The following is a 25796-nucleotide window of genomic DNA, read 5'->3' on the forward strand; positions in this document are numbered from 1 at the left end:
GGGGCGGCCGCCCGTCGGCGGGCGGCCGCCCCGTGCCGGATCAGCGGCTGGAGGTCACTTGTTGACGCTGAAGCCCTGGTCGTTGCCGTAGGTGACGGAGGCCTTCTGCCACTCCTTCAGCCCGTCGGCGAGGGTGGTGTCGGAGACGTACGCCTTGCCGACGGAGTCGTTGAAGACGGAGTTCGCGTACACCTGGAAGGGCAGGTACGACCAGTCCTCAGGAACCTGGCTGGCCGACCGGGCGAAGATCTCGTTCGCCTTCTGACCGCCGAAGTACGGGAAGGTGGTGTCGAGGAACGACGGGGAGGCCAGGTCAGCAGTGGTCGCGGGGAAGGCGCCGGCCTTGATGCGGGCCTGGACGCCGTCCGAGTGGTTGGCGTACTCGTTGAACGCGTACGCCAGGTCCTTGTTCTTGCCCGCCTTCATCACCGCGAGGGAGCTGCCGCCGTTCTCGGAGCTGACCTCCCCGCCCTTCTTCCACTGCGGGAGCGCGGCGGCGCGCCAGTCGCCCGAGGCCGATTCGACACCGGATTCGAAGTTCGCGGGCATCCAGGCGCCGGTGGCGAGGGTGGCGATGGTGCCGTCCGCCAGTCCCTTGTACCACTCGTCGCTCCAGGAGCTGACGGGTGCCAGGAGCTTCTCGTCGATGAGCTTCTGCCAGACCTTGGTGAAGGCGACGACGCCCTTGTCGGCGGTGAGGTCGACCGTCACTTCGGTGTCGCGGGTCTTGAAGGGGGTCCCGCCTGCCTGCCAGATCATGCTGGTCGCGAACCCGGCGTCACCGGTGTCGTTGGTTATGTAGGCCTTCGGGTCCGCGGCGTGCAGGGCACGCGCCGCCTCCAGGTACTCGTCCCAGGTGGTGGGCGTGGCGATCTGGTGCTTGTCCAGCACCTTCTTGTTGTAGAAGAGCGCCATCGGGCCGGAGTCCATGGGCAGGGCGTACACGGCCTCGTCGACGATGACCGAGTTCCATGGTCCGGGCGAGTAGTCGTCCTTGTACTCCCCGGCGCCGTACCGGCTCAGGTCCTCGAGGGACTTGCCGAGGGCGAACTGTCCGAGCGCGTAGTACTCGACCTGCGCGACGTCCGGCACCCCGGATCCGGCCTGTACGGCGTTCTGCAGGGCGGTGTACTGGTCGTTGCCGGTGCCGGCGTTGACCAGCTTCACCTTGACCTTGGGGTACTTCTTCTCGAAGTCGCTGACCACCTGCTTCAGCGTCGGCTCCCATGCCCACACGGTGATGGAACCACCCTCCTTGAGGGCCGTCCGGAGATCACCTGCCGATACGGACTTGTCCGACGAAGCGGCGCCGCCGTCGTCGGATCCGCACGCGGTGAGACTCAGCGCGGCCGCGCACAGCAGGCCGACGCCACGCATCGCGCGTCTGGTCATGGTTCTCATAATTGCTTCACTCCGTTGTCGTGAGGGTGGTGCACGAACCGTGGAACGCCCGCACGGGGGTGCGGGGCTGGAGAGGGGTGGGACGCCGCGCAGGACGGTGGCCGGGGGAAACCGGTCCCGGAGCGCGGAGATTCGGTGGCCGACGTGGCCTGGAGGCGGGTCACCCCTTGACGCTGCCCGCCGCCAGGCCTGACTGCCAGTACCGCTGGAGCAGCAGGAAGGCGATGATCAGCGGCACGATGGTGAGCAGGGAACCCGTGATGACGAGGTTGAAGACCGGCTGGCCTCCCGCGGTGGACGCCTGCTCGTTCCAGGCGTTCAGTCCCAGGGTCAGCGGATACCAGTCCGGATCCTTGATCATGATCAGGGGCAGGAAGTAGTTGTTCCAGGTCTGCACCATGGTGAACAGCAGCACCGTCACGATGCCCGGGGTCAGCAGCGGGAGCGCGACACGGAAGAACGTCCGCAGCTCGCCGGACCCGTCCATCCTGGCTGCTTCCAGGAGCTCGGTGGGGACGGCCTCGGCGGCGAACACCCACATGAGGTAGAGCCCGAACGGCGAGATCAGGGACGGGATGATGACGGACCACGGCGTGTTGGTGAGGCCCATCTTGCTGAACATGAGGAAGGTGGGGACCGCCAGCGCGGTCGCCGGCACGGCCACCGCGCCGATGACGGTGGCGAAGACGGCGCGCTTGCCCGTGAAGTCGAACTTCGCCAGGCCGTAGCCGCCGAGGACCGCGAGGAAGGTGGCTCCGCCGGCGCCCACGACCACGTACAGCAGTGTGTTGAGGAACCAGCGGACGAAGATGCCGTCGTTGTAGGTGAGCGTCTGCGAGATGTTGTCCCAGAGCGCGAAATCGCCGCTGAACCAGAGGCCGAAGGAACCGAAGAGGCCCTTCTGTGTCTTCGTGGCGTTGACGACGAGCCAGGCCAGTGGCATGAGCGCGTAGAGCGCGGTCAGGCCCATGAGCACCGTGAGCAGCACGCTGCGGCGGGGCCGGTCGGCGGAACGTCGTCGGTGCGTGGCGCGGCGCGGCGCCTGGGCGCGGTGAGTGGTGCGCCGGGGCGTCTGCTCGGCGGTGAAGGGAGGGGCGCTCATCGTTCACGCCTCCTTTCGCATGCCGCGCAGCTGGACCGCGTAGGCGATGATCATCGTGACGACTCCCATGACGAGGGAGACGGTGGCGGCGTAGTTCTGCTGCCGGCCGGAGAAGGACAGCGTGAAGGTGTAGAAGTTGGGCGTGAAGTAGGTGGTGATCGCGTTGGGCGCCAGGTCCTGCAGGATGCTGGGCTCGTTGAACAGCTGGAAACTGCCGATCACCGAGAAGATCGTCGCGATCACCAGGGCACCGCGGATCGCGGGGATCTTGACCGCGGTGATGATCCGCCACTGTCCCGCTCCGTCGATCTCGGCGGCCTCGTAGAGGGACTTGGGGACGACCCGCAGCGCCGAGTAGAAGATCAGCATGTTGTAGCCGATGAACTCCCAGGTGACGATGTTGCCGATGCTTGCCAGCACCAGGGAGGGGGAGAGCGGATCGGGCAGTGACACGCCGAAGGCGTCGTTGAAGTTCCCCACCAGCCCGAAACGGGTTCCGTAGATGAAGCCCCACATCAGTGTGGCGACGACGGCGGGTACGGCGTACGGCAGGAAGACGGCGATCCGGAAGAAGCTCTTCCCGTAGATCCTGCCGCTGTCGAGGGCCAGGGCCACGAGCAGGGCGAGGCCGAGCATGACCGGCACCTGCACCACGAGGAAGAGCGCCACCCGGCCGACTGCTTGCCAGAACTGTTCGTCCTCGAAGGCTCGTTGGAAGTTGTCCAGACCGACGAACGACGTGCCGCCCACCAACTGGTCCCGGAAGAAGCTCAGATACAGCGAATAGAGGATCGGAGCGAGGAACACCAGGGCGAACACGGCCATGAAGGGGCCTACGAAGATCCAGCCGACCCGCCCATGCCGCCCCCGGGATACTCTGGCTGGCGGACGGCGTCCAGTCGTGATCGGCGTAACGGCCGTCATGGGTACTCCTGTTGGTCCGGCGTTGTGCATGGCCCCGGCCGGATGGAGACACCGGACATCATGGAGGCGCTGTGCTTGAAATCCGATGTTTACGTAAACATCCATCGGTGGGATGATGTCTACACGCCCTCTCCTCAACGGTCAAGGCCGGATTCCGGATAACGCGCCACCGGCCGGCCGTCCGACCGGACAGGGCCCGTTCGGCCGAACCCGCACGTCAGCACCGGGCGTCCGAAAGTGGTAGAAATGCCGATGGACCGGCCCGGCGGACCGCACGCGAAACGAGTAACACGCGCAGCGGCGACAAGGCGTGTCCCCTTCGCAGCATCCCCAGGACGCACGCGGTGGAAGACGGCCCCGCGGCCGGAAAGCGCCTCCCCCACACGGCGAAAGGCTCACCGAATCACGAGGGAGGCAGAGGAAGTGCAGGGACAGGAACCAGCCACCGACCGGCCACCCCGCAAGGAAGCCTCCATGGCCGACGTCGCGCGCCTGGCCGGAGTGTCCTCGCAGACGGTCTCCCGTGTGTCCAACGGGCGTTCCGCGGTGTCCGAGGGCACCCGCGAACGTGTACTCACCGCCATGAAGGAGCTGAACTACCGGCCCAACAGCGCAGCGCGCGCCCTCAAGAGCGGAAGGTTCCGCACGCTGGGCGTGATCCTCTTCACACTGGCCACGACGGGCAACGTCCGGACGCTGGAGGCCATTTCCGCCTCTGCGGCGGACGAGGGCTACGCCATCACCCTCCTGCCGGTCGCGACGCCCACCAGCACGGGAGTCAGGGGAGCCGTCACCGTGCTCGGCGAGCAGGTAGTGGACGGCATCATCGTGATCATGGAAGTCCGCCTGCTGGACGCGGCCATATCGCTGCCCCCGCACACCCATGTGGTGGTGGCGGACTCCGACGCGGGCGACCGTTACAGCGTCGTGGACACCGACCAGGCCGGGGGCGCCAGGGCAGCCGTGCGGCATCTCCTCGACCTCGGGCACCGCACCGTGACGCATGTCGCCGGCCCGCCGGAGTCCTTCGCCGCGCAGCACCGTGCCCAGGCCTGGCGGCAGACCCTCCAGGAGGCGGGCCGCCCGGTTCCGCCGCCGGTGAGCGGCGACTGGTCGGCCGCCTCGGGTTACGAAGCGGGGCTCGCACTGGCGGCGGACCCCTCCTGCACCGCGGTCTTCGCGGCCAACGACCAGATGGCACTGGGCGTCCTCAGGGCGCTGCACGAACAGGGCAGGCGCGTGCCGGAGGACGTCAGCGTCGTGGGGTTCGACGACATAGCCGACTCCGCCTCGTTCCTTCCGCCGCTGACCACCGTCCACCAGGACTTCGCCGAGATCGGACGGCTGTGCGTGGACGGCGTCCTGCGGCAGATCCGCAGCGAGACGACGGAACGCGGTACGACCCTGGTCCCGACCCGATTGGTGGTCCGGGGCAGTACGGCCCCGCCCCCTCACGGGTGACCGCGCTCCCCCGGGAACTCCTACAGGACGGGAACTGTCCTCGATCGCCTGGTGGCGGGCGAGAAGGCCCCCTGACCGCCGCCGTCCGTCAGGCCGCCGGGATCCCGAGGAGTTCCGGCTTTCCTGGGCAGGCCGAAGTGAGCCACGGTGTGACGGACGCGCGACGGGCGCGTCCTTCACACGGGACCTGCTCTCACCTGCCGGCTCCCACCGGGCGCAGAGTGCGCAGGAGGTGGTCTTGCGGTTCAGCGGGTCGCGGTCGGTCCTGGACCGGTGCGGAACAGGTCCGTCGACCGGCCTGTAGTCCTCGAACGCCGACTCCGAACCGCGGACTTGATGGTGATGCCCCGCTGCCGCTCCAGGGCGAGGGTGTCTCTCTGTGTGCTGCCGTCGTAGTGTGCACGGAGCTTCAGGTCCTGGAGACAGGTGTGGTGCATTCCTGTCTGGGTGGACTCAGAAGCTCGGCGCATGGACAGCTCCCGGGTTGGTCAGCTGGTGCCGGAATTACAGCAGAACGGTTCACCGGCGGGCAGTCTGATTCCGCAGGTGCGGGAAGCGCAGTTCTGTCCGGCTGCGCGCGGTGTCGCCGGGGCGCAGCACGGTGGTGGGCAGGTCCGGCCGGTTGGGTGAGTCGGGCAGGTGCTGGGTCTCCAGGCAGATCGCGCCGTGCCGTTCGTGGCGGCGGCCTGTGCCGTCGGTGAAGGAGCCGTCGAGCTGGTTGGCTGTGTAGACCTGGATGCCGGGCTCGGTCGTCCACACCTCCAGGACCCGGGCCGCGTCCGGGGCGGTGAGGCGTGCGGCACGGCGCAGGCCGCCGCCGGAGTCCCTCAGTACCCAGCAGTGGTCGAAGCCTCCCGCGGCGCGCAGTTGTCCGTCCTCGGCAGCGAGGCGTTCCGCGAGGACCCGGGGCGCGGTGAGGTCGAACGGGGTTCCGCGGACCTCGGCCGGCGGGCCGAGGGGGATGCCGTCGTCGTCCACGGGCAGGTAGGAGTCGGCGTCGACCTCCAGGTGGTGGCCGAGTACGTCGCCCTGGCCGGCCAGTTCGAAGTAGGAGTGGTTGGTGAGGTTGACGACCGTGGGGCGGTCGGTGACCGAGACGTAGTCGACGGCCAGGGTGCCCTCCGTGTCGAGGGTGTAGGTGACCGTGGTGTCCAGCGCGCCGGGGAAGCCCATGTCGCCGTCGGGGCTGTGCAGGGTGAGACGTACGGAGACGGTGTCGTCGGTCCGGTCCGGTGCCGCTTCCCACACCTTGGTGTGGAAGCCGTCCGGCCCTCCGTGCAGGGAGTGGCCCCGGTCGTTGGCGGGGATGTGGTGTTCGGTCCCGTCGAGGACGAAGCGGCCGTGGGCGATGCGGTTGGCGTAGCGCCCGACGACGGCTCCGAAGTAGGGGTGCTTGGCCGTGTAGTCGTCGAGGGTCGCGAGCGAGCGGACGACGGATGCGGTGGTGCCCGCGGTGTCCGGCACGTCGAGGCGGTGCAGGGAAGCGCCGTAGGTCAGCACTTCGGCCCTGACCCCCGTACCGCTGTCGAGGGTCCACAGGTCGGTCCTGGTCCCCTGGGCGGAGCCGAAGGGGGTGCGGTGCACGGTGGGGCGCGGCATCAGAGTTCCTCGGTGTGGCCGGAGTCGGGCCCGGCCGTGGTGGATTCGCGGACGACGAGGCGGTAGCCGGGGCGTGGCCTGCGTGGTTCGGCGACGGGTTCGCCCGAGAGCTGTTCGACGAGGCTGTCGACGGCGAGGCGGGCGATGGCTTCCTTGTCGGGGGCGATGGTGGTGAGCCTGGTCGTGGTGTAGCGGCTCTCCTCGATGTCGTCGAAGCCGACGACGGCGATGTCGTCCGGGATCCGCAGGCCGCGTTCGGTGATGGTCCGCATCGCGCCGATGGCGATGAGGTCGTTGTACGCGAACACGGCGTCGGGCCGGTGCTCACGGTCGAGGAGCTGCGCCATGCCGGTGGCGCCGTCCTCGCGGCCGTATCCGTCGGTGACCACGACGAGGGACTCGTCGGGTGTGATTCCGGCTGTCTCGAGTTCCTCGCGCCAGCCCCGGAGCCGCAGGTGCGCGGGCTGGCGTTCCTGGCCGGTACGCGATCCGAGGAAGGCGATCCGCCGGTTCCCCTGGGCCACGAGATGGCGCACGGCCGCGCGGGCCGCCGCCACGTTGTCGATGGCGATGTGGTCGTACGGCGCCTCGTACTCACGTTCGCCCAGCAGGACCAGCGGCGCGGTCTCGGTGCGCGCCATGAGGTCCTCGGTCTCCAGATGGATGGGGCTGAGGATGAGACCGTCGATCACATGGGACCGGAATCCCTGGCTGACCAGGAGTTCCTTCTCCCGGAGACCGGCTGTGTGGTCGACGAGGACGGTGTAGTCGTGCCGGGCGGCCGCGTCGATGACCGCTCCGGCGAGTTCCGCGAAGTACGGGTTGCCGAATTCGGGGACGGCGAGGGCGATGATGCCTGTGCGGCCCTTGCGCAGATGGCGCGCGGTGAGGTTCGGCCGGTAGCCGAGCTCGTCGATCGCCTGTTGCACCCTGGCGCGCATGGCGGGTGTGACGTGCTGATAGTTGTTCACCACGTTCGACACGGTCTTGATGGACACGCCCGCCCGTTGCGCAACGTCCTTGAGGCTGACGCCCACGGCACTCCTTGGTTCGGCTCGGCTCGGCTTGGCTCTGTGTCCGGCCCTGGGCGGCCGGCTCGTCGTCAGGTGCTTCTGCGACTGCGCGCGAGATAGCGCTGGGCCACCACGACAACGATAAGGAAGCCGCCGCTGACCACTGACTGGTAGGACGAGTTGAGCGAGCCGATCTGGTTGATCAGGTTCTGGATGACGGCCAGCAGCAGGACGCCCCAGAGGGTTCCGCTGATCGAGCCCGCGCCGCCGATGAGCAGGGTGCCGCCGATGACGACGGCGGAGATCGCGTCGAGTTCCATGCCCACTCCGACGATGGTGACGCCGGAGGAGAGCCTGGCCGCGTTGAGGGCGCCGGCGAGTCCGGCGAGCAGACCGCTGAGGGTGTAGACGAGGAGCTTCGTACGGGCGACGGGGAGGCCCATCAGGGTGGCGGCGTCGCTGCTGCCGCCCACGGCGAAGAGGGTCTGTCCGAAGGAGGTGCGCTGCAGGACGAGACCACCCGCGCCGAAGAGCACGAGGGCGATGACGATCGGGTAGCCGAAGCCCCAGACACTGCCCTGGCCGAGATCGCCGAAGGCGGAGTCCTTGGGCACGAGGTAGGTGGTGGCGCCCTCGTCGGTGAGGGCGAGCAGCAGGCCGCGGGCGCCCAGCAGGGTGGCGAGGGTGACGATGAAGGGCGCCATGTTCCCCCGGGCGATCAGAAACCCGTTGAGCAGTCCGATCCCGCCGCACACCACGAGAGGGAGCAGCAGTGCGGCGAGAAATCCGTACTGCGAGGCCCAGGCGGCGAGCACTCCCCCGAGGGCGAAGACGGATCCGACGGACAGGTCGATGCCGCCGGTGATGATGACCATCGTCATGCCGAGTGCGACCACGGCGAGGAACGAGGCCTGGATGGTCACGCCGCGGGCGTTGTCCAGGGACGCGAACGTCGGGTAGATGAACGAGGCGGCGATCACGACGGTGAGCAGGACCGCGAGCACGCCCTGGCGTTGCAGGAGTTCGGCGGCGCGCTGCCGGCCGGTCTGTTCGGCGTCGGCGGCGGGGCGGGCCGCGGGCGCTTTCGGCGCGGCCGGTGCGGCGGGGACGGGCTTGGTTTCGTTCATCGGGACCGACGCTCCCGGGCGACGTAGACGGCGGCGATGATGATGGCCGCCTGGGCGATCTGTGCGGTGGAGTCGGGCAGGTCGTGCTTGACGAGCGTGGCGCGCAGGAGCTGCATGAGCAGGGCTCCCGCGACGGTGCCGAGCACCCGGACGGAGCCCCCGTTGAGGGGGGTGCCGCCGACCACGACCGCCGTGATGGCGGAGAGTTCCATGAGGGTGCCGAGCGAGGAGGGGTCGCTCGCGGTGAGCCGGGCCGTGGCGAGGATGCCGGCGAGCGCCGCGAGGACCCCGCAGAGCACGTACACGCCGATGAGTACCCGCTTGACGGGCAGTCCGGCGAGCGCGGCGGCGGAGCGGTTGCCGCCGACGGCCACGACCTGCCGGCCGAAGGTGGTGCGCTGCACCAGGAAGGCGACGGCGACGGCGAGGACTCCGGCGATCAGGACGACCAGCGGTATACCGAGGAAGGAGCCGGTGCCCAGCGACAACAGGTCGGGGTTGACGATCTGCTTGAGCTGGCCGTCGGCCATGACCAGCGCGAGTCCGCGGCCACCGACGAAGAGTGCGAGCGTGGCCACGATGGGCTGCAGACCGACGAGGGATACGAGGGCACCGTTGACGGCTCCGACGACGGCGCCCGCCAGGAGGGAGACGACGAGCGCGGGCAGCAGCCCGTATCCGAGGTAGAGCGGGAGGAAGGCGGCGGCGAGCGCCATGGTCGAGCCGACGGACAGGTCGACGCCCTCGGTACCGATGACCAGGGCCATGCCCAGCGCGACGATGACGATGGGTGCGACCTGGACGAGCTGGGTGCGGAAGTTGTCCGCGGTCATGAAGTGGTCGGTGAACAGGGCGTTGAAGAGCAGCACCACCGCCACGGCCACATACACGCCGTAGCGCTGGTACCAGGCGGGATCTCGCAGCCGGGCCAGTGGGCTCACGGACTTCCGGGGCTTGTCGCTCTTGGTGGGCGGGGCGACGGCGGTCTGGGTCATCGGGGGTCCTCCTGGGCGGCCGGGGCCCGGTCCGCCGGCTCCGGTGCGTGGTCGGCGAGCACTTCGAGCAGCCGGTCCTCGGCCACGTCGTCGCCCGACAGTTCACCCGCGACCGTTCCGCCGCGCAGGACGACGATCCGGTCGGCGCCTTCGATGAGCTCCTCGATGTCGGAGGAGATGAGCAGGACGGCGAGGCCCTCGCCTGCGAGGTCGTCGATGAGGCTCTGGACCTCTGCCTTGGCTCCGACGTCGATCCCCCGGGTGGGTTCGTCGAGCAGCAGAACCTTGGGCTCCAGGCAGAGCCAGCGGGCCAGAAGGACCTTCTGCTGGTTGCCGCCGGAGAGTTCGCCGACCTTCTGCTCGGGACTCGACGCCTTGATCCGCAGGCGCTTCATGAAGATGTCGACGATCCGGTCCTGCTTGGCCCGCGAGACGACGCCGGCCCGGGAGAGCCGGGGCATGGCCGCCAGCACGATGTTCTCGCGGACGGAGAGACCGGGCACGATGCCTTCGGCCTTCCGGTCCTCGGGCAGCAGGCTGATCCCGGCCCGGATGGCGGCGGCCGGGGTGAGGCGCTTCAGCCGGGTGCCGTCGACGGTGAGTTCGCCCGCGTCCAGCGGCAGTGCGCCGGACAGTGCCTTGGCCGTCTCGCTGCGGCCCGATCCGAGAAGACCTCCGAGGCCGAGCACCTCGCCCGCGTACAGCGACACGGATATGTCGTGGAGCTGGAGGCGGCTGGAGAGACCGGTCGCGGTGAGTACCGGCGTGCGGGCGGCCTCGTGCCCCTCCGCGGCGAAACTCGTGACGCCTGAGCGGCGTACCTCGGAGAGGTCGCGGCCGAGCATCATCGACACGAGCTGCATCCGGTCGAGTTCGGCGAGGTCTCCGGTGTGGATGTGGCGCCCGTCGCGCAGGACGGTGACGCGGTCACAGATCCGGTAGAGCTCGTCCATGCGGTGACTGACGTACAGGACGGCGATGCCCTGGCTCCGCAGACGTTCGATGACGCGGAAGAGGGTCTCCACCTCGCGTGGTTCGAGCGAGGAGGTGGGCTCGTCCATGATGACGACCTGGGCGTTGACGGACACCGCCCGTGCGAGGGCGACCATCTGCTGGGTGCCGACGCCGAGGGTGTGCAGGGGGCGCCGGGGATCGACACGTACGCCGAACCCGTCGAGCAGCTCGCCGGTCTCCCGGTGCATGCGGGCGAAGTCGATGAGACCGAAGCGGTTTCTCGGTTCGCGGCCCAGGAAGATGTTCCGCGCCACGCTCATCAGCGGGACGAGGTTGACTTCCTGGTAGATCGTGGAGATACCGGCCTGCTGTGCCTCGAACGGCCGGGTGAAACGGACCGGTTCACCCGTCATCCGCAGTTCGCCCCCGTCCGGCCGGTAGACACCGGTCAGCACCTTGATGAGGGTGGACTTGCCCGCGCCGTTCTCCCCGACGAGTGCGTGGGTCTCCCCCGCGCGCAGCGAGAAGCCGACGTCGTCGAGGGCGACGACACCGGGGAATCGTTTGCTCACCGAACGGGCTTCCAGCACCGTGGAGGCCGCGGGTCCGGCCGCCTCCGGTGCCTGAGGTACTGCTTCGGGTGGTGCCATGGGTGTTCTCGGCCTTCCGCTGTCCAAGGAGAGAGGGCCCGGGAGCCGCCGTGGCCCGGTGCGGGCGCCACGGCGGCCGGGGCCGACGGGTTCAGGAACGGATCAGAACGCCCCGCCGAGCGATTCCTTGGCGTTGGTCTCGTCGTAGGCGCGGTCGGTGATGATGACGTTCTCGGGGATCTCCTCGCCGCCGTAGAACTTCTGGGCCGTCGCGAAGGCCAGCGGGCCGAAGCGGGGGTTGGACTCGATGACGGCGTTGTACTCGCCGTTGACCAGGGCCTGCACGGCGTTGCGGGTGCCGTCGACCGAGACGATCTTGACGTCCTTGCCGGGCTTCTTACCGGCGGCCTTCAGCGCGGTGACGGCGCCGAGGCCCATCTCGTCGTTCTCCGCGTACACGGCGGTGATGTCGGGCTTGGACTGGATGAGCTGCTCCATGACCTGCTGGCCCTTGTCGCGGGCGAACTCGCCGGTCTGCTGGGCGACGATCTCGATGCCGGGCGCCTCGGCCTTGATCTGGTCGACGAAGCCCTTGGTCCGGTCCGTGGTCACGTTGTTGCCGGAGGCGCCGAGGAGGATCGCCACCTTGCCCTTGCCGTCGGTCGCCTTGATCATCGCGTCGGCGGCACGCTTGCCCTGCTCGACGAAGTCGGAGCCCAGGAAGGCCACATAGTCCTTGCAGGCCGTGGAGTTGACCTTGCGGTCGATGGTGAGGACGGGCACCTTCTTCGCAGCCGCGGCCTTGAGCGCGGGCTCCAGGCCGTCGGAGTTCAGCGGCGCGATGATGAGGAACTGGGCGCCCTGCGAGAGCATGTCCTGGATGTCGCTGATCTGCTTGGACAGCTGCGACTGCGCGTTGGTGGTGAGCAGCTTCTTGACGCCGACCTTCGCGGCCTCGTCCTTGATCGACTGGGTCTCGGCGATACGGAACGGGTTGGCCTCCTTCTCCGACTGGGAGAAGCCGACCACGGCGTCCTTGAGGTCGATCTTGGGTGCGCCGTAGCTCTGCAGGGAGCAGCCGGGGCCGGAGGCGGCCTCGGGGGACTTGGCCGCCTGCGCTCCCTGGCTGCTGTCACCGCCCGCGCTGTCCGAGGTCTCCGACTTGGAGCAGCCGGAAACGGCCAGCGTGGCGGTGGCGGCGATCAGACAGGCCGCGGCGAGGGTACGGGATCGACGCTGGATCATCATGCGCGGGACGCTCCTTGGCGAGGTGACGGCACGCCGTTCGACGTGCGGTCGGGCATGGCGGGACGGTGCGTCAGCCGCTCGGCGGCAGATGACGCTGTTTCCCTCACGACCCCGCTGCGAGCTGCGGAAACTTCGGTCGTAAGGGCTTGTGCGGCCTCTCGGCGGCTCGGGTTTACAACGTTATATAGGCGAGGCGCCGCAGGCGGCAAGAGAGTTGTCGATGCGTTTCCAAAATGTGTCGCCCCTGGATGCGGCCTCCCGCACGACGACCGCGGGGGGTGTCACCGCACCAGGTACCGCACGCGCCTGGACTTGGGCTTCGCGGGGTGCGCCACGTCCGGGCGCCGCATCGGCTGAGTACGATCACCTACGCCGGTCTGAGTACGTGAGTGGTTGCCCGCCTCGCGCGGCACCGGAAAGGTGTGCGCATGCGCCGACTGCTGCTGCTCGCCCCGTTGTTGCTGTTCGCTGCCGGATGCGGAGTGGTGCAGTCCTCCGCGGGCGAGGCGACGGACGCCGCTCGGGGGGTGGCCAGGCATGCGGGCGAGCGGCTCCACAGCCAGCGTCCGCGCACGGCGGAGGAGGTCGGGCGCTCCGCCTCCGGCCTCGACGGGGTGGAGGTACTGCGGGTGACGGGTACCTCGACACACGACGGGGACGGCATCGATGTCGTCGTCCGCACGTCCGGCTCGGCGTACAACGGGTGGTTCGACGTCGAGGAGGTCACCGTGCGGCGCTGTTTCTCGGTGCGGGTGTCGCCCAAGTCGAAGTGGCGTGAGGATCCCCGTGACGTGGAGTGCCCTGACGGCCCCGCGCTGATCTTCTCCCCGCCACCCGAACCGCCCCGACTGCCGTACGAGGAGCTCCGAGCGCGACTTCCCCGGGTGCCGGAGGGCGGCCGGGTGGACGAGGCCGAGGTGCGCCGTACGCTCGCCGCCCTTGATCTGGATCCGGCGATCCGTACAGAGATGAAGGCGGACGGCGGCCGGGTCGGCGTTCTTCTTTCGGTGAAGGGCAACCATTTCGACCCGCAGGACTGCCTTCTTGCCCGTGTGGGCCCCGGCGCCACCGAGGTGTGGGTCCCGTCCCGGATCCAGCGGATGCCCGGAGAGGGCGGTTGCACCGTCGAGAACGCCCTGATCCGGGCACCGGCACCGGCACCGGCACCGCACTGAACGGGCGCCCCGGCTCTCCCGGGCCACGGATCCGGGTGCCCCACGGTCGGTCAGACCTCCGCGGACAGTGAGCCGGAGCCGGCTCGCGTGCACAGAGCCGGCCCGTAACCGCCGGGGCATGAGCCGGCCCGAAACGGCTTGCCCCATCGAGCCGGCCCGCCCTGGTGTGAGAGCACTTCAACGAGACGTTCCCCAGAAGCACGCCACGGAGCGGGAGCGTCCCACCTCTCCGAGGTGCCGGAGGGGCGACAGTCCTTGTCGGCCCTTCCCTTCGGAGGTTTCCTCCATGAACGTCGGTATCGGCCTGCCCATCGGCGACCCTGCCACCCTGCTCACCTTGGCGCAGCGCGCTGACGCAGGGCCGTTCAGCACACTCGGCCTGCTCGACCGGCTCGTCTACGCCAACCCTGAGCCCCTGGTCGCACTCGCCGTTCTCACGGGCGCCACCTCCCGCATCCGTGTCCAGACCGAGGTGCTGCTCGCCCCGCTTCGCGACACCGCCCTCCTCGCCAGGCAGGCCGCCACCTTGGACCGGATGACCGGTGGCCGCCTGTGGTCCGGCGAGCCGTACGGCGACGGAAGCGGCCCGATCGGTCCTGCTCCCGCACGGCCCGGCCGCCCCGAGGTTCTCTTCGATGGCTTCAAGCCCGCCGCGATCGAACGGGTCGCGCGCTGGGGCGACGGCTTCCTCGCCGCCGCGCCGCCCTCATGGGCCGTCTGCCTTTTCGAGACCGCCCGCAGGTTCTGGAAGGAGTACGAGCGCGACGGTGAACCGCGCATCGTCGCGCAGGTCAACGTCGCGCTCGGCCCGGACGACGTGGTCCACGAGGCCCAGGCCGACATGCACGCGTACTACACCTACACCGGCATGGCCGACCGGATGGTGGCCGGGATGCTCACCACGCCGGCCGAGATCCGCGATGCGATCGCCGGCTTCACCGACCTCGGCGCCGACGAGGTCATGCTCCACTGCTGAGGCCTCGATCCGGACCAGGCGGACCGCCTCACCGACGTCCTGTGACGGCGGCGTGGAACCGCTGCGGTCTCAGCGGAACGCGGCGACATTGCGGGCGGCCCAGTCGGCGAAGGAGCGCGGAGCGCGACCGAGAACCTCCTGGACGTCCGGGCTGACGCGCAGCTCGGCCGGGCTCGGGGAGCCGAGGATGTCCAGAGTGTCGTCGGCGAGCTCCGCCGGCATGCTCTGACTCATGGCGGTCTTCGCCTCCTCGCGGGTGAGCTCGTGAAACCTCACGGGCGAGCCCAGCGCGGCGGCGATGGCCGCCGCCTGCCGGCGCGGAGTGATGACTTCCGGGCCGGTCAGCTCGTAGACGCCGCCGGTGTGCCGGTCATCCAGCAGGCCGGCTGCCGCGACCTCGGCGATGTCCGCCGGGTCGATGATCGGCACACCGATGTCGCCGAAGGGCGCGGCGACGACCTGTTGTGCGCGGACGGACTCGGCCCACCACAGGGCGTTGGAGGCGAAGCCGCCCGGCCTCAGGATGACCCATTCCAGACCGGACTCCCGCAGCGTGTCCTCCAGTGCGCGCATCGCGACCCGTGTCTGGCCGGAGGGCCTGGTCACCACGCCCAGCGTGGAGAGCAGGACGACCCGACGGACTCCGCCGGCCGCAGCTTCACCGATGATGTCGGCGGGGTTGGCTCCAGTGGCGTGCAGGTCGCCGGAGAGCAGCAGGAACAGCGACTCCGCCCCGGCCAGGGCGGGCTTGAGGTCGGCCGGCTTCGCCAGATCGGCCACCACGTGGCGGACGCCGTTCGGCACCGCCGCCGTGTGCCGTGACACAGCCGTCACCTGCTGGCCCGCGTCGGCCAGCGCCTGCGTCAACGGGCGTCCGATGTTGCCGGTGGCCCCGGTTACTACGATCATGATCAGCTCCTTGTCGGATTGTGCTCTGTGGCCCTGACGTTAGGAGCGTGGGCTAACTTTTGGTAAGGACGTACCTCGAGGTAAGCTCATGCCATGACGGGAAGCGTGCAGTACAGGCAGGCCGAGGCGGTGAAGAGGTATGACGTGTTTCACACCGGCTGCCCTGCACGCGATGTGGTCGACCACGTGACCAGCAAGTGGGGCGCCTGGGTGCTGATCTCGTTGCGGAGCAATGACCTCCGGTTCTACGAGCTACGTGAGAGCATCCAGGGCGTCAGCGAGAAGATGCTCGCCCAGACACTGCGTGCAATGGTCCAGGACGACCTGGTCTGGCGGGAGGTCGAGCCGACGACGCCGCCTCAGGTCACCTACGGGCTGACCGAGTTCGGCCGGGACGTCAGCGAACCGCTGACCGAGCTGTTCGACCGGATCACACGGCAGCTGTCGCCGCGCAGCGCGGGATAGCGCGGTACCGGCTGGACCTCGCCGATGGACTCGCGGGCGTGATCGAGCAGGTGCGGCCGCACACGGCCGAGTTGGACAGCAGAAGCAGGCCACGTTCCGCACGCCGGTGGACAGGTCACGGTCGGCCGCGACGGCGCCCTCGGCTGCGTCGTCGCCGGAAGCATGTCGGTCCCGCTCGGTAGCATGCGAAGCATGGCCATCAAACTTGAGAACGTCGGCATCGCCGTTCGTGACCTCGAAGCGACGATTTCCTTCTTCACCGACCTCGGCCTCACGGTCGTCGGCCGTGACACGGTCAGTGGTGAGTGGACCGACACCGCCGTCGGCCTCGACGGCAACCACGCCAACATCGCGATGCTCCAGACGCCGGACGGTCACGGTCGCCTTGAGCTCTTCGAGTACATCCACCCCGAAGCGATCGAGACGGACCCCACTCTTCCCAACGAGATCGGCATGCATCGCGTCGCCTTCTCGGTCGACGACATCGACAAAGCCCTTGAGACAGCCGCAAAGCACGGATGCCATCCACTTCGCGGTGTGGCGACCTATGAGGACATCTACAAGCTCACGTACGTCCGGGGTCCCAGCGGCATCCTGGTGATGCTCGCCGAGGAGCTGAAGAAGAACTGACGCACGCCCGAGCGGTGGACCGGATCCGGGCGAACCACTGACCGCGTTCCGCGACTCCACCTGTGGAAGGCACCTCTGACGCAGCGTCGTCACTCACGCAGTCGAGCAGCGGGCGCCGCCGTCGCTCACGTACAGCGTCCACGTACGACAGCTCGACGTAAGTCCCCGCAAAATTGCCCCGGGCGGTACGGCCACTCGGCCTCCCCCTCCCTCGCCCCGTACGACTGGGTTCACTGGCAAGGAAACCAGAACGAGGTCGTTCGCCGTTTTCAGGCGGCGTGTCCAGGGACGGCGATGCGAAGATCGAGGAGCTGTTGCGCATGCACGGGCACGTGGTCTTCGGTGAGGCCGTCGATGAGGCTTGCCAGCGGAATCGGCTGGTCCAGCACGAGTGCGTCATTGGACAGGAGGAGCGACGGCACCAGAACCGAGGCGGCTTCCTCGTTGAGCTGATCGGCGATGTCGCACAGGACGGTGGCCTGGCTCCGGACATGATCAATCAGGTCCGGCCGACCTGAGTGCTCGGTGATGATCCGGTCAAGGTTCCAGGTGTCGAGGGAGATCCGGTTGTCGAAGGTGGGCCGCGAGCCGGCGACGATGTCCAGAGCAACCGCTGCGATCGAGGCGTCGACGCTGAGGAGATGGGCCAGTATCTGGTCGGCGTTCCATCCTCCGTCGTCCGCGTCGCCGAGGTCGGGGGTGGCCGCCGCGTCGAGCAACCTGTCGTAGGCGCTGCGAAGTGCTGTCGTGTCCATAGCGTGCTTCCTTCATTCGGGGCGTGTCGAACTTGAATCCCGCTCCGCTGCCTCGGCGACGCGTTTGATGTTCGCCAACCGCCGGTCCCAGTAGGCCGTGAGCGAGGCCATCCACCGTGCCGTCGTGTCCAGCGCCGCGGGCCGCACTGCATACCGCACCTCGCGTCCGACCCGGCCGCCGGAAACCAGCCCGGCGGCATCCAGGACGGCGAGGTGCTTGACCACGGCCTGCCGCGAGACGGGAAGTCGTTCGGCGAGCGTCGTGGCAGTGGCCTCGCCCTGTGCGGCGAGCACGTCGAGCAGTTGACGTCGTGTCGGGTCGGCCAGCGCACCGAGGACGCTGTCGACGACCTCGGTGACGCCGGGACGTTCTTCCGTCACGTGGAGGGCTGTTCGGCGCGTGTCTTGAGCGCGCCGAGCTCCAGGGGCCAGCCTCCGGTGTGGTCCTTCAGGGTCTGACCGCGCAGCTCCTCGGACCCGGCCAGCGCCGCGAACCCGCTCTCGACGACGCGCAGCCGCGTCCGGTCCCCTTCCTGGGTCAGCGTGAACTCCACGAGGGTGCTGTTGCCCTCGCGCAGTTCCTCTCCGGGGAACGCGCTGGTCCAGCGATACGCCAAATACGTGGGCGGCTCGACCTTCTCCACGCGCACCGGAAAGTCGCCGTGCTCGGCGTTCCTCGCCGTCATCGACTCGCCTTCCTTGGCCACGGTGCCGGGCAGGCTCGCCTTGTCGGCCACCCAGAACCCGGGTTGGGCCACCAGTGACCAGACCCGCTCCAGGGGTGCCGCGATCAGGGTTTCGCTTTCGATCCGGTCCTCGCTCATGAGGGACTCCTTCACCGTCACATCGGATGCAACCCCAGAGTTGCACATCGACCTTCAAGGTGCAACCCAGGGGTTGCACCTCGGCCGGGCGTCTCTTCAACCGGTTGCCCCAGGCGCTCATCGTTGGCCGGCGCCGTGTACTCCGGGTTCACTCGCGCCGCCGACGGCCGCCACCCGGGACATCGCCGCGGCCGCCGCCGGCCTGCTGCTCGACCGCTTCCGAGGACGCCCGGCACGAGCAGAACCACGAGGAATCGGGGTCAGCGCGGGCAGGCGCGTGGAGCACATTGGTTGTCGGACTGCGCACTGCCGACGGCACCTCTCGGACCAGCGGATCATCTGATCGCCGGTTGATGTGTGCCGTTGACGCCGCGCTCGAGTGCTGGAGCGGGAGGCCCTTGCCTACGCCGTCAGCGCCTGCTCGAAGCGGGCGTACGCCTCCTCGTCGAAGAGCACGAACCGGACCTCGGTGACCGGAGGGAGCGCTGCCTCGCGGACCGTACGTACGGCGATCCTGGCCCCGTCGTCGAGCGGCCAGCCGTAGATGCCCGTCGAGATCGCGGGAAAAGCAACCGTCCGGGCTCCCAGCTCGGATGCCACCCGCAGGGACTCCCGGTAGCAGGAGGCCAGCAACGCGGAGCGGTCCTGTGTGCGCGACCAGACCGGGCCCACCGTGTGGACGACGTGCTTCGCATGCAGCCGGCCGGCCGTCGTCGCCACCGCCTGCCCGGTCGGCAGCCCCTTGCCGTAGTGCGAGGCCCGCAGATCACGGCAGGCGGCGAGGATCTCGGGCCCGCCACGCCGGTGGATCGCGCCGTCCACCCCACCGCCGCCGAGGAGTGAGGAGTTGGCGGCGTTGACCAGGACGTCGGCGTGCTGCTCGGTGATGTCCCCGTGTACGAGGGTGAGCGTCGGTCGTGTCGTCATTCGGCCATACTGCCGTCTGTCGGCGGGGGACGCGGGGCCACGGCTGTCACAGGCGCAGCCGGTCGACAGCTGATCCACCAGCGTGGGCCCCTGCCGAGAGTTCAGCAGGGGCCCACGGTGCAGGAGAGCCGCGGAAGGCCGGGGCCTGTCCTCGATGAGCGGCATGCCGACGGCATCAGCTACCGTCCGCTACCGGTCCGACCGCCCGGCATCACTTCAGATGTCGGGTGAAGAACTGTGCCGCGGCGTCCCCCGCGAACTGCGGGACGCCGGTGTGCCCGCCCATGTTGGCGTGCAGGGATTTCTCCTTGGAGCTGAAGGCGTCGAACAGGTCCAGGGCCGCCTGCCGGTCGTTCCCCTCGTCGTCCCACTGCAGCAGGACGTGCAGGGGAATGGTGACCTGCCGGGCCTCCTCGAACATGGCGCGAGGCACGAAACTCCCGGCGAAGAGACCGGCGGCCACGATGCGTGGCTCGACGACCGCAAGCCGGATGCCGATGGAGATCACTCCCCCCGAGTACCCGACGGGGCCGCCGATCTCGGGCAGCGAAAGGAGGGCGTCCAGGGCGGCCTGCCATTCAGGGACCGCCTTGTCGACCAGAGGGAGGACGAGGGCGTCGACGATCTCGTCACTGACCGGATCGCCGGCCCCCATCGCCCGGCGCAGGTCGGCGCGCGCCTGCTCGGCGGCGGGCCAACGGGGCCGGTCGCCGCTTCCGGGGAGCTCGATGGTGGCCGTGGCGATGCCCTCCGCCGCGGAGTGCCGGGCCCGGCCCAGCAGTCGGGGGTACATCTTGCGCAGCCCGAGTGCAGGGTGGCCGAGCAGGATCAGAGGAAACGGTGCCGATGTGGACGCGGGTGTCCAGAGGATGCCAGGGATCTCACCGAGGGTGAATTCGCGTTCGAGGACGCCGTCGTCGAGGCGCTGCTCGGAAGTGAAATGCATAGTCGTGCCTTTCGGGAGTGCACTGGAACGGCGCTCCCGGACGATCTGTCTATCGCCCGACCGTGACCCCGGAGGAGAGCACCCATGTCGATACTGCGTTCACGGGTACCACCTCCTCGGTCTCTCGCACGGTCTCCGGGAATTTAGCAGCGGCCGCCCTCGTCCGCCAAACGGTTTTAGCCCACCCTTGATGGGGTGTGCGGCCCGGTGCGGCAGCCCGGAGCTCCCGGCAGTGCGGCGCGTGCGCACACTGCCGGGAGCGGTTCTGCGAGGTGCTGCCTTCTACTGGCCCGCGGCCGCGCCGGCCGCGATGACCTCCTGGTTGATCTCCCGCACCTTGGCGGGGTCGACCTTGATCTCCCGGCGGTCGTACGTCCAGAGACCGTTGAGCTCGTTCTCCAGGTCGGTCACCTGGGTGTAGATCGAGCCGGAGAGATGGGCACCGGCGGCCTCCAGGTAGTACGTCCGGGTGTTCTCGACGTACTTGGCGGTCAGGGCGTCCTTGTCCGCGACGCCGCTGTAGATCGCGGCGGGGGCACCGGGCCACATGTTTCCGGGCATCCGCAGGGTGAAGCCGCCGTGCTCACCGTCCATCGCGGCGCGGGTGGCGTCCGGGGACGCCGGGTCGGTGTTGTTGTAGTCGTGGTGGTCGATGATGTCACCCTTGCCGGAATCGCCCTTGGAGTCACAGCAGTTGACACCGCTGTGAGCGTTGACGACCCGGGAGGGGTCGGCGGCCTGGACCTTCTCGGCGATCTTTCCGGTCTCGGTACGGTCCCACTCACCCCAGCCCTCGTTGAAGACGATCCAGGCACCGATGGAGGGGTAGTTGTGCAGCTGCTCCATCATCTCGGCACCCTGGTCGAGGAAGGCCTTCTGGCCCTTCTCGCCCGTGAGGTTGCCGGAGACGAAGTCCTGCCACACCAGGAGACCCAGCTGGTCGGCGTGGTAGTACCAGCGGGCGGGCTCCACCTTGATGTGCTTGCGGACGGAGTTGAAGCCGAGGTCCTTCTGCGCCTTCAGGTCGAAGACCAGTGCGTCGTCGCTGGGCGCCGTGTTCAGGCCGTCGGGGTAGAAGCCCTGGTCGAGCTGGGCGAGGGAGAAGAACGGCTTTCCGTTGAGCACCAGCTTCTGGTAGCCCCCGACCTCGGCGACGTCGAAGGAGCGCATGCCGAAGTAGCTGTCGACGGTGTCCTTGGAACGGCCGTCCTTGAGAGTGATCTCCAGGTCGTACAGGTAGGGGTCGTCCGGGGTCCACAGGTGCTGCTTGGCGACCGGCAGGCTCAGCTCGCTGTTGGCGGCGCCGGTGACGGTGCCGACGACCTTGCCCTTCTTGTCGCGGGCGACAGCGGTGACGCGGGCGGACTTCGAGGCGTCCTCGGAGTTGACCGTCACGGCGAGCCGGCCCTTGTCGATGTCGGGTGTGGTCGTCAGGGAGTCGACGGCGGCCGGAGCGACCGGCTCCATCCAGACGGTCTGCCAGATGCCGGAGGAGGCGGTGTAGAAGATGCCGCTGGGGTTCGAGGACTGCTTGCCCGTGGGCTGGTCGGCTCCGGTGGTGTCGGTGACCGCGACGACGATCTCCTGGGGGCCGTTGCCCTTGAGGGCGCCGGTGATGTCGGCGCTGAAGGCGGTGTAGCCGCCGGTGTGCTCGGCGACCTTCTTGCCGTTGACCCAGACCTGCGCCTGGTAGTCGACGGCACCGAAGTTGAGCTTCAGCCGGTCGTCGCTGCTCCGCTTGCCGACCGACCAGCTCCTGGGCACGGTGACGAGCTTGCGGTAGAACATGTGGTCTTCGTGGCGCTCGAGTCCGGAGAGCTGTGACTCGACGGGGTAGGGCACGGTGATGCGCTCGTCGAGCTTCTTACCGAAGACCGGCTTCTCGTCCGCGGTGGCTCCCGCGAACTCCCACGGCCCGTTGAGGTTCTTCCAGTCGTCGCGCACCTGCTGCGGGCGGGGGTACTCGGGCAACGGGTTCTTGGGGTTGACCTTGTCACCCCACGGCGTGGTCAGCCGGTGGGCGGAGAGATTCGTCGCCCTGCGGCTGATCTCCGGGACGGTCTCGTCGCCGTTCTTGAGGCCACCCTCACCGTCGTAGACGACCTTGACCTGCTGGCCCTTCTGGACGGCAGCGCCCAGGGTGACGACGACCGCATTGCGGTTGTCCGACGCCCTGACGACCGACTTCACCGGCATCGGAGTCGTGTCCGCCTCGATGGCGAGGTGGTCCTTGACGTCCTGGACGCCGCTGACCTCGTGGTCGAAGGTCGCCTGCAGCTTCAGACCGCTCTCGGCGACGCTCAGCCCGACCGGGTAGACCTCGAAGTCGGACGGCGGGGTGAAGGCCGAATCGGGCACGATCTGCTTGGCCAGCTTCGCGCTCGACCAGCGCAGGAACATGTTCGCCCCGCCGGTGTCCTGGAACATCTCCAGCCGGAACGTGTGCTGCTCCCCGGCCTTCAGGGCGACCGGAGCGCTGGTCTGCTCCTTGTCCCAGTCGGGCTCCCAGTGGTCGATGACCGCCTTGTCGTCGATGAAGAGCCGGAAGCCGTTGTCACCGATGGCGGCGAAGGTGTAGTCGCCGGTCTCCGGGGCCTCGATCTGCCCCGTCCAGCGGGCGGTGGTGTGCTCGGTCTTTCCGGTGGCCGATTCGAAGGCACCGGTCAGCCCGGGGAAGTTGATGTCCGGGTCGAGCGCGGTCGCGCCGAGTTCGGCGAAGTCGCGGGCGCCCGGGGCCGACATGGCGAAGTACTCGCCCTTGAGACCGTGCACCTCGGTGGACGGGTCGTCCTTCACGAACGCCGAGGCCGTGGCGGCTCCATCGGCGGGAGCGGCTGCGGGAGCCGCGGCGGCCGGGACCAGGGTGGCCCCGAGAGGGAGCAGCAGCGCCGCCGTACAGGCGAGCGATCTCAGGAGAGTTCGGGGGCGGGCTAGTTGTCGTATCAAGGCGTCGTCCTCGTCGAAGAAGCCGAAGTGCCCCGGACCACGGAGCACTGCACATAGTCGAACATTGAGCCACAGCCCCAAACACCTGACAACGGTCGTGCACACAGAATTTTCAACGATAGAAAATTAGTGGGCCCATCGCTCCGCCCACAGGACATGCGAAGCCCGGCGGGCGGCATCGCGCCGTCCACCGGGCTCCGCACCCGGGCCAGTTGCTCTGTTACTGCGGAAGACCCGCAGGTCCCGTGGCCCAGGACGTGTTCGGCCTGTCGGCGAGCCGGTAGGTCAGCGTCCCTCCACGGGTGACCAGCCCGGCGTCCGTCCACGACCTGTCGGCCGTCCGCCCGTCGACCTTCACCGCGTCGATGTACGGATGTGTCGCATCGGCCCCCGGGGCGCTGATGCGGATGTCCCCGCCCTGCGCCCTGTGCAGCACCGCGGACGGGAACAGCGGCGCTCCGAGCAGCATCGTGGCGCTGCCGGGCGTCTGCGGGTAGAGGCCGAGTGCCGAGAAGACGTACCAGGCCGACATCGTGCCGAGGTCGTCATTGCCGGGCAGGCCTCGCGGGCCTGTGCCGTAGACGGTGTTCACGATCTCCCGTACGGTCTCCTGGGTCTTCCACGGCTGTCCCAGCGCGTTGTAGAGCCAGGGGGCGTGTATGCCGGGCTCGTTCGTCGGGTCGTAGCGCAGCGCGTCGCCGCCCTTGACCGACCAGGAGCCGTCGGCCTTGTGGAAGAAGCCGTCCAGCCGCTTCGCCGCCACGTCCCGGCCGCCCATGGCCTCGGCAAGCCCCTGCACGTCCTGCGGGACCATCCAGGTGTACGTGGCGCTGGTGCCCTGCGCGAAGCCCAGGTCACTGCCCGGGCTGAAAGGGGTCACCCAGGAGCCGTCGAGGTCGCGTGCCTGGATGTAGCCGCTGGTCCCGGCACCGTCGGTGGCCTCGGGGTTGAACACGTTGCGCCACCAGAGACCGCGCTCCTCGAAGGCGTCGGCCTCCTCGTCACGTCCGAGCATCCGGGCCCATCGGCCGAGTGCCGCGTCGGCGACCGAGTCCTCCAGGGTCTCGGCGGCGCCGCCCCAGCAGCGGCAGACGTCCTGGGCGGCGTAGTGGGACTCCAGGTACTGGGCGAGATTGGGCCGCTGGCCGGTGCACTGGCCGGGGCATCCCGCGTCGGAGAGGCCGTCGGGGTGGGGCACCGTGGCCTGCCGGGCCAGGGATTCGAAGGCCCCGTCGTAGTCGAAGTTGCGTACACCCATCGCGTAGAACGTGGCGAGGGTGGCGGCCGTGGGGTCGCCCGTCATCACATGCGTGGCACCGTTGACATGCACCCAGCGGTCCCAGACGCCGTCGTTCTGCCGGGCGAAGTTGTAGAGCGACTGGGCGAAGTCGCCCGCGATCCTGGGTTTGAGGAGGGCGAGGAGCTGGATCTGAGCACGGTACTGGTCCCAGCCGGAGAAGTTGCTGTACTGCGCCTTCTGACCGCGCGTCACCCGGTGCGGCTTCCCGTCCATTCCCGGGTAGCGGCCGTCCCTGTCGCTGATCAGATTCGGCTGCATCAGCGAGTGGTACAGCGCGGTGTAGAACGAGGTGCGCTGCGCGTCGCTGCCGCCGCCGATACGCGCGGAGGCCAGCTCGCGGTCCCAGGCGGCGGATCCCGCCCTCGCCACGTCGTCGACGCTCGCCCTCGGCGCGATCTCCCCGCGGAGGTTGGCCTCGGCGCCGGCCTGGCTGACGTAGGAGATCCCGATCCGCATACGCACGTCGTCGTCGGCCGCGGTGTCGAAGCCGACCCAGCCGCCGGAACCCCGCCCGGCGCGGTCCGCACCGGTGGCGTATCCCTCTCCCCCGCTTCCGCTGGTGGCGCCCGGGGCCAGGGTGCCGTCACGCCAGGTGCCCGTGGTCGAGAAGGCACGGTCGAAGGAGGCACTGAAGTAGAGCCGGTAGTAGCTCTTGCGGTTGTTGGTGCCGCCGTTGGCACGCCGGCCGCAGAACGCGCCGGTGAGAACCGAACCGGTCACCTTGCGGTGCGCGGTGTCGATCTCGATCTCGGCGTCCTCGCTGCCGTTGAGGGAGTTGGACACCCGGAAGAGCAGGTTGGCGGGCTCGTCCGCCGGGAAACTGAAGTCCGCCACTCCCGCGCGCTCGCTCACTGCCAGGTCGGCGGTGGCTCCGGAGTCCAGGCCGACGGTGTAACGGCCTGCCACGGCACGCTCGTTGTCGTGCGAGAAGCCCGAGGCGTAGACGGCGTCCTTCGTGTCGGCGGACGGCGAGGAGGTGACGTCTCCGACGAACGGCATGATCGGCACATCACCCGCGGCGCCGGGATTGCAGCCGGCTCCGTTGACATGGGTGAGGCTCAGCCCGCGCATCCGGGTCACCCCGTACTCGTAACCGTTGGCCGCGCCGGTGCTCGTCTGGTCGCCCGTGGTGCTGGTCGGGGACCACGCGATCATGCCGTACGGACGGACGGCGCCGGGATAGGTGTTGCCGCCGTTCGCCGTGCCGATCATCGGGTCCACGTAGGCGGTGGGGCGCGTGACCGGCGCCTCGGCCTGGGCGGCCGGCGGCGTGACGGCGCCGGCCAGCGCGCCGGTGAGGACGATCGCGGCGGCCCGTGCGGCGAGACGCCGGGCCGTGGACGGTCTGGAGGGCATGTTCTCGGATACCTCCGACAGAGGAGAGACAACGTTGTCAACACCGTCGGACCACGGCGCCGCAGCGTTGATCGATTCGCCGCCGAGCGTAGATCCCCATGACGTGCGAGGGAATGCCACGGACGGATCCGGCCGGTGAACGGGCGATGAACGGGGCCCGGGAGCAGGTCCCT

22 protein-coding genes are annotated in these 25796 nt (G+C 68.9%); 5 read left to right on the forward strand and 17 right to left on the reverse strand.

What is annotated here, in order from left to right; translation table 11 throughout:
• Window positions 1-54: 54 nt before the first annotated feature.
• The 3 genes from ACIREO_RS12685 to ACIREO_RS12695 all read right to left on the reverse strand — a co-directional run bounded on the left by ACIREO_RS12685 (window position 55) and on the right by ACIREO_RS12695 (window position 3427).
• Window positions 55-1401: an ABC transporter substrate-binding protein gene (locus ACIREO_RS12685; protein ID WP_404108029.1), complete on the reverse strand. Its 1347-nt coding sequence runs from the start codon at window positions 1399-1401 to the stop codon at window positions 55-57.
• A gap of 160 nt (window positions 1402-1561) precedes the next feature.
• Complete coding sequence (locus ACIREO_RS12690; RefSeq protein WP_404108032.1) at window positions 1562-2503, reverse strand: carbohydrate ABC transporter permease; 942 nt, start codon at window positions 2501-2503, stop codon at window positions 1562-1564.
• A 3-nt stretch (window positions 2504-2506) separates the two neighbouring features.
• Window positions 2507-3427 carry a carbohydrate ABC transporter permease gene (locus tag ACIREO_RS12695; protein ID WP_404108035.1) on the reverse strand — a complete coding sequence of 307 codons (921 nt, stop codon included), beginning with the start codon at window positions 3425-3427 and terminating at the stop codon, window positions 2507-2509.
• Between the two features lie 474 nt (window positions 3428-3901).
• Here ACIREO_RS12695 and ACIREO_RS12700 point away from each other — a divergent pair, with 474 nt between their 5' ends.
• Window positions 3902-4888, forward strand: coding sequence for a LacI family DNA-binding transcriptional regulator (locus tag ACIREO_RS12700; RefSeq protein WP_404108038.1), 987 nt, complete (start codon window positions 3902-3904; stop codon window positions 4886-4888).
• Between the two features lie 519 nt (window positions 4889-5407).
• Here ACIREO_RS12700 and ACIREO_RS12705 read toward each other — a convergent pair.
• From ACIREO_RS12705 to ACIREO_RS12730, 6 genes are all read right to left on the reverse strand, one after another.
• A complete protein-coding gene (locus ACIREO_RS12705) occupies window positions 5408-6487 on the reverse strand; it encodes an aldose epimerase family protein (RefSeq protein ID WP_404108041.1) in 1080 nt (359 codons plus the stop codon).
• On the reverse strand, window positions 6487-7524 hold the full coding sequence (locus ACIREO_RS12710; protein ID WP_404108044.1) for a LacI family DNA-binding transcriptional regulator: 1038 nt from the start codon (window positions 7522-7524) through the stop codon (window positions 6487-6489). Before ACIREO_RS12710 ends, ACIREO_RS12705 begins: the two co-directional genes overlap by 1 nt.
• A gap of 65 nt (window positions 7525-7589) precedes the next feature.
• Entirely contained in the window at window positions 7590-8627 is a 1038-nt protein-coding gene (locus ACIREO_RS12715; protein ID WP_404108047.1) for an ABC transporter permease, read from the reverse strand.
• Window positions 8624-9622 (reverse strand): ABC transporter permease, encoded by a 999-nt coding sequence (locus ACIREO_RS12720; RefSeq protein ID WP_404108050.1) that lies wholly within the window; start codon window positions 9620-9622, stop codon window positions 8624-8626. Before ACIREO_RS12720 ends, ACIREO_RS12715 begins: the two co-directional genes overlap by 4 nt.
• Window positions 9619-11226, reverse strand: a complete 1608-nt coding sequence (locus ACIREO_RS12725) for a sugar ABC transporter ATP-binding protein (protein WP_404108052.1) — start codon at window positions 11224-11226, stop codon at window positions 9619-9621. Before ACIREO_RS12725 ends, ACIREO_RS12720 begins: the two co-directional genes overlap by 4 nt.
• Window positions 11227-11328: 102 nt before the next feature.
• Window positions 11329-12414: an ABC transporter substrate-binding protein gene (locus ACIREO_RS12730; protein WP_404108055.1), complete on the reverse strand. Its 1086-nt coding sequence runs from the start codon at window positions 12412-12414 to the stop codon at window positions 11329-11331.
• Window positions 12415-12842: 428 nt separating this feature from the next.
• Here ACIREO_RS12730 and ACIREO_RS12735 point away from each other — a divergent pair, with 428 nt between their 5' ends.
• Window positions 12843-13589, forward strand: a complete 747-nt coding sequence (locus tag ACIREO_RS12735; RefSeq protein WP_404108058.1) for a translation initiation factor IF-2 — start codon at window positions 12843-12845, stop codon at window positions 13587-13589.
• A 286-nt stretch (window positions 13590-13875) separates the two neighbouring features.
• Window positions 13876-14565, forward strand: coding sequence for an LLM class flavin-dependent oxidoreductase (locus tag ACIREO_RS12740; RefSeq protein WP_404108061.1), 690 nt, complete (start codon window positions 13876-13878; stop codon window positions 14563-14565).
• Window positions 14566-14634: 69 nt separating this feature from the next.
• On the opposite strand, the gene ACIREO_RS12745 is transcribed toward ACIREO_RS12740, so the two are convergent.
• Window positions 14635-15474 carry an SDR family oxidoreductase gene (locus ACIREO_RS12745; RefSeq protein ID WP_404108063.1) on the reverse strand — a complete coding sequence of 280 codons (840 nt, stop codon included), beginning with the start codon at window positions 15472-15474 and terminating at the stop codon, window positions 14635-14637.
• Window positions 15475-15567: 93 nt separating this feature from the next.
• On the opposite strand from ACIREO_RS12745, the gene ACIREO_RS12750 reads away from it, so the two are divergent.
• Both ACIREO_RS12750 and ACIREO_RS12755 read left to right on the forward strand, forming a co-directional pair.
• On the forward strand, window positions 15568-15939 hold the full coding sequence (locus ACIREO_RS12750) for a winged helix-turn-helix transcriptional regulator (protein WP_404108066.1): 372 nt from the start codon (window positions 15568-15570) through the stop codon (window positions 15937-15939).
• A 192-nt stretch (window positions 15940-16131) separates the two neighbouring features.
• Window positions 16132-16569, forward strand: coding sequence for a VOC family protein (locus ACIREO_RS12755; RefSeq protein WP_404108069.1), 438 nt, complete (start codon window positions 16132-16134; stop codon window positions 16567-16569).
• Between the two features lie 269 nt (window positions 16570-16838).
• On the opposite strand, the gene ACIREO_RS12760 is transcribed toward ACIREO_RS12755, so the two are convergent.
• From ACIREO_RS12760 to ACIREO_RS12790, 7 genes are all read right to left on the reverse strand, one after another.
• On the reverse strand, window positions 16839-17324 hold the full coding sequence (locus tag ACIREO_RS12760; protein ID WP_404108072.1) for a hypothetical protein: 486 nt from the start codon (window positions 17322-17324) through the stop codon (window positions 16839-16841).
• Between the two features lie 12 nt (window positions 17325-17336).
• Complete coding sequence (locus ACIREO_RS12765) at window positions 17337-17705, reverse strand: ArsR/SmtB family transcription factor (protein WP_404108074.1); 369 nt, start codon at window positions 17703-17705, stop codon at window positions 17337-17339.
• On the reverse strand, window positions 17702-18148 hold the full coding sequence (locus ACIREO_RS12770; RefSeq protein WP_404108077.1) for an SRPBCC domain-containing protein: 447 nt from the start codon (window positions 18146-18148) through the stop codon (window positions 17702-17704). Before ACIREO_RS12770 ends, ACIREO_RS12765 begins: the two co-directional genes overlap by 4 nt.
• Window positions 18149-18550: 402 nt before the next feature.
• Window positions 18551-19075: an O-acetyl-ADP-ribose deacetylase gene (locus tag ACIREO_RS12775; protein ID WP_404108080.1), complete on the reverse strand. Its 525-nt coding sequence runs from the start codon at window positions 19073-19075 to the stop codon at window positions 18551-18553.
• Between the two features lie 211 nt (window positions 19076-19286).
• Window positions 19287-20021, reverse strand: a complete 735-nt coding sequence (locus ACIREO_RS12780) for an alpha/beta hydrolase (RefSeq protein WP_404108083.1) — start codon at window positions 20019-20021, stop codon at window positions 19287-19289.
• A gap of 282 nt (window positions 20022-20303) precedes the next feature.
• Window positions 20304-23015 carry a PA14 domain-containing protein gene (locus tag ACIREO_RS12785; protein WP_404108086.1) on the reverse strand — a complete coding sequence of 904 codons (2712 nt, stop codon included), beginning with the start codon at window positions 23013-23015 and terminating at the stop codon, window positions 20304-20306.
• A gap of 172 nt (window positions 23016-23187) precedes the next feature.
• Window positions 23188-25623, reverse strand: coding sequence for a GH92 family glycosyl hydrolase (locus tag ACIREO_RS12790; protein ID WP_404108089.1), 2436 nt, complete (start codon window positions 25621-25623; stop codon window positions 23188-23190).
• Window positions 25624-25796 lie beyond the last annotated feature (173 nt).

Source organism: Streptomyces sp. NPDC102441 (assembly GCF_044765585.1).
Taxonomy (GTDB): domain Bacteria; phylum Actinomycetota; class Actinomycetes; order Streptomycetales; family Streptomycetaceae; genus Streptomyces.

Excerpts from the sequence above, each read along its gene's own strand:
- ACIREO_RS12685 (WP_404108029.1), bottom strand. The coding sequence starts at position 1,401 with ATGAGAACCATGACCAGACGCGCGATGCGTGGCGTCGGCCTGCTGTGC.
- ACIREO_RS12690 (WP_404108032.1), bottom strand. The coding sequence starts at position 2,503 with ATGAGCGCCCCTCCCTTCACCGCCGAGCAGACGCCCCGGCGCACCACT.
- ACIREO_RS12695 (WP_404108035.1), bottom strand. The coding sequence starts at position 3,427 with ATGACGGCCGTTACGCCGATCACGACTGGACGCCGTCCGCCAGCCAGA.
- ACIREO_RS12700 (WP_404108038.1), top strand. The coding sequence starts at position 3,902 with ATGGCCGACGTCGCGCGCCTGGCCGGAGTGTCCTCGCAGACGGTCTCC.
- ACIREO_RS12705 (WP_404108041.1), bottom strand. The coding sequence starts at position 6,487 with ATGCCGCGCCCCACCGTGCACCGCACCCCCTTCGGCTCCGCCCAGGGG.
- ACIREO_RS12715 (WP_404108047.1), bottom strand. The coding sequence starts at position 8,627 with ATGAACGAAACCAAGCCCGTCCCCGCCGCACCGGCCGCGCCGAAAGCG.
- ACIREO_RS12720 (WP_404108050.1), bottom strand. The coding sequence starts at position 9,622 with ATGACCCAGACCGCCGTCGCCCCGCCCACCAAGAGCGACAAGCCCCGG.
- ACIREO_RS12725 (WP_404108052.1), bottom strand. The coding sequence starts at position 11,226 with ATGGCACCACCCGAAGCAGTACCTCAGGCACCGGAGGCGGCCGGACCC.
- ACIREO_RS12730 (WP_404108055.1), bottom strand. The coding sequence starts at position 12,414 with ATGATGATCCAGCGTCGATCCCGTACCCTCGCCGCGGCCTGTCTGATC.
- ACIREO_RS12735 (WP_404108058.1), top strand. The coding sequence starts at position 12,843 with ATGCGCCGACTGCTGCTGCTCGCCCCGTTGTTGCTGTTCGCTGCCGGA.
- ACIREO_RS12740 (WP_404108061.1), top strand. The coding sequence starts at position 13,876 with ATGAACGTCGGTATCGGCCTGCCCATCGGCGACCCTGCCACCCTGCTC.
- ACIREO_RS12745 (WP_404108063.1), bottom strand. The coding sequence starts at position 15,474 with ATGATCGTAGTAACCGGGGCCACCGGCAACATCGGACGCCCGTTGACG.
- ACIREO_RS12750 (WP_404108066.1), top strand. The coding sequence starts at position 15,568 with ATGACGGGAAGCGTGCAGTACAGGCAGGCCGAGGCGGTGAAGAGGTAT.
- ACIREO_RS12755 (WP_404108069.1), top strand. The coding sequence starts at position 16,132 with ATGGCCATCAAACTTGAGAACGTCGGCATCGCCGTTCGTGACCTCGAA.
- ACIREO_RS12760 (WP_404108072.1), bottom strand. The coding sequence starts at position 17,324 with ATGGACACGACAGCACTTCGCAGCGCCTACGACAGGTTGCTCGACGCG.
- ACIREO_RS12770 (WP_404108077.1), bottom strand. The coding sequence starts at position 18,148 with ATGAGCGAGGACCGGATCGAAAGCGAAACCCTGATCGCGGCACCCCTG.
- ACIREO_RS12775 (WP_404108080.1), bottom strand. The coding sequence starts at position 19,075 with ATGACGACACGACCGACGCTCACCCTCGTACACGGGGACATCACCGAG.
- ACIREO_RS12780 (WP_404108083.1), bottom strand. The coding sequence starts at position 20,021 with ATGCATTTCACTTCCGAGCAGCGCCTCGACGACGGCGTCCTCGAACGC.
- ACIREO_RS12790 (WP_404108089.1), bottom strand. The coding sequence starts at position 25,623 with ATGCCCTCCAGACCGTCCACGGCCCGGCGTCTCGCCGCACGGGCCGCC.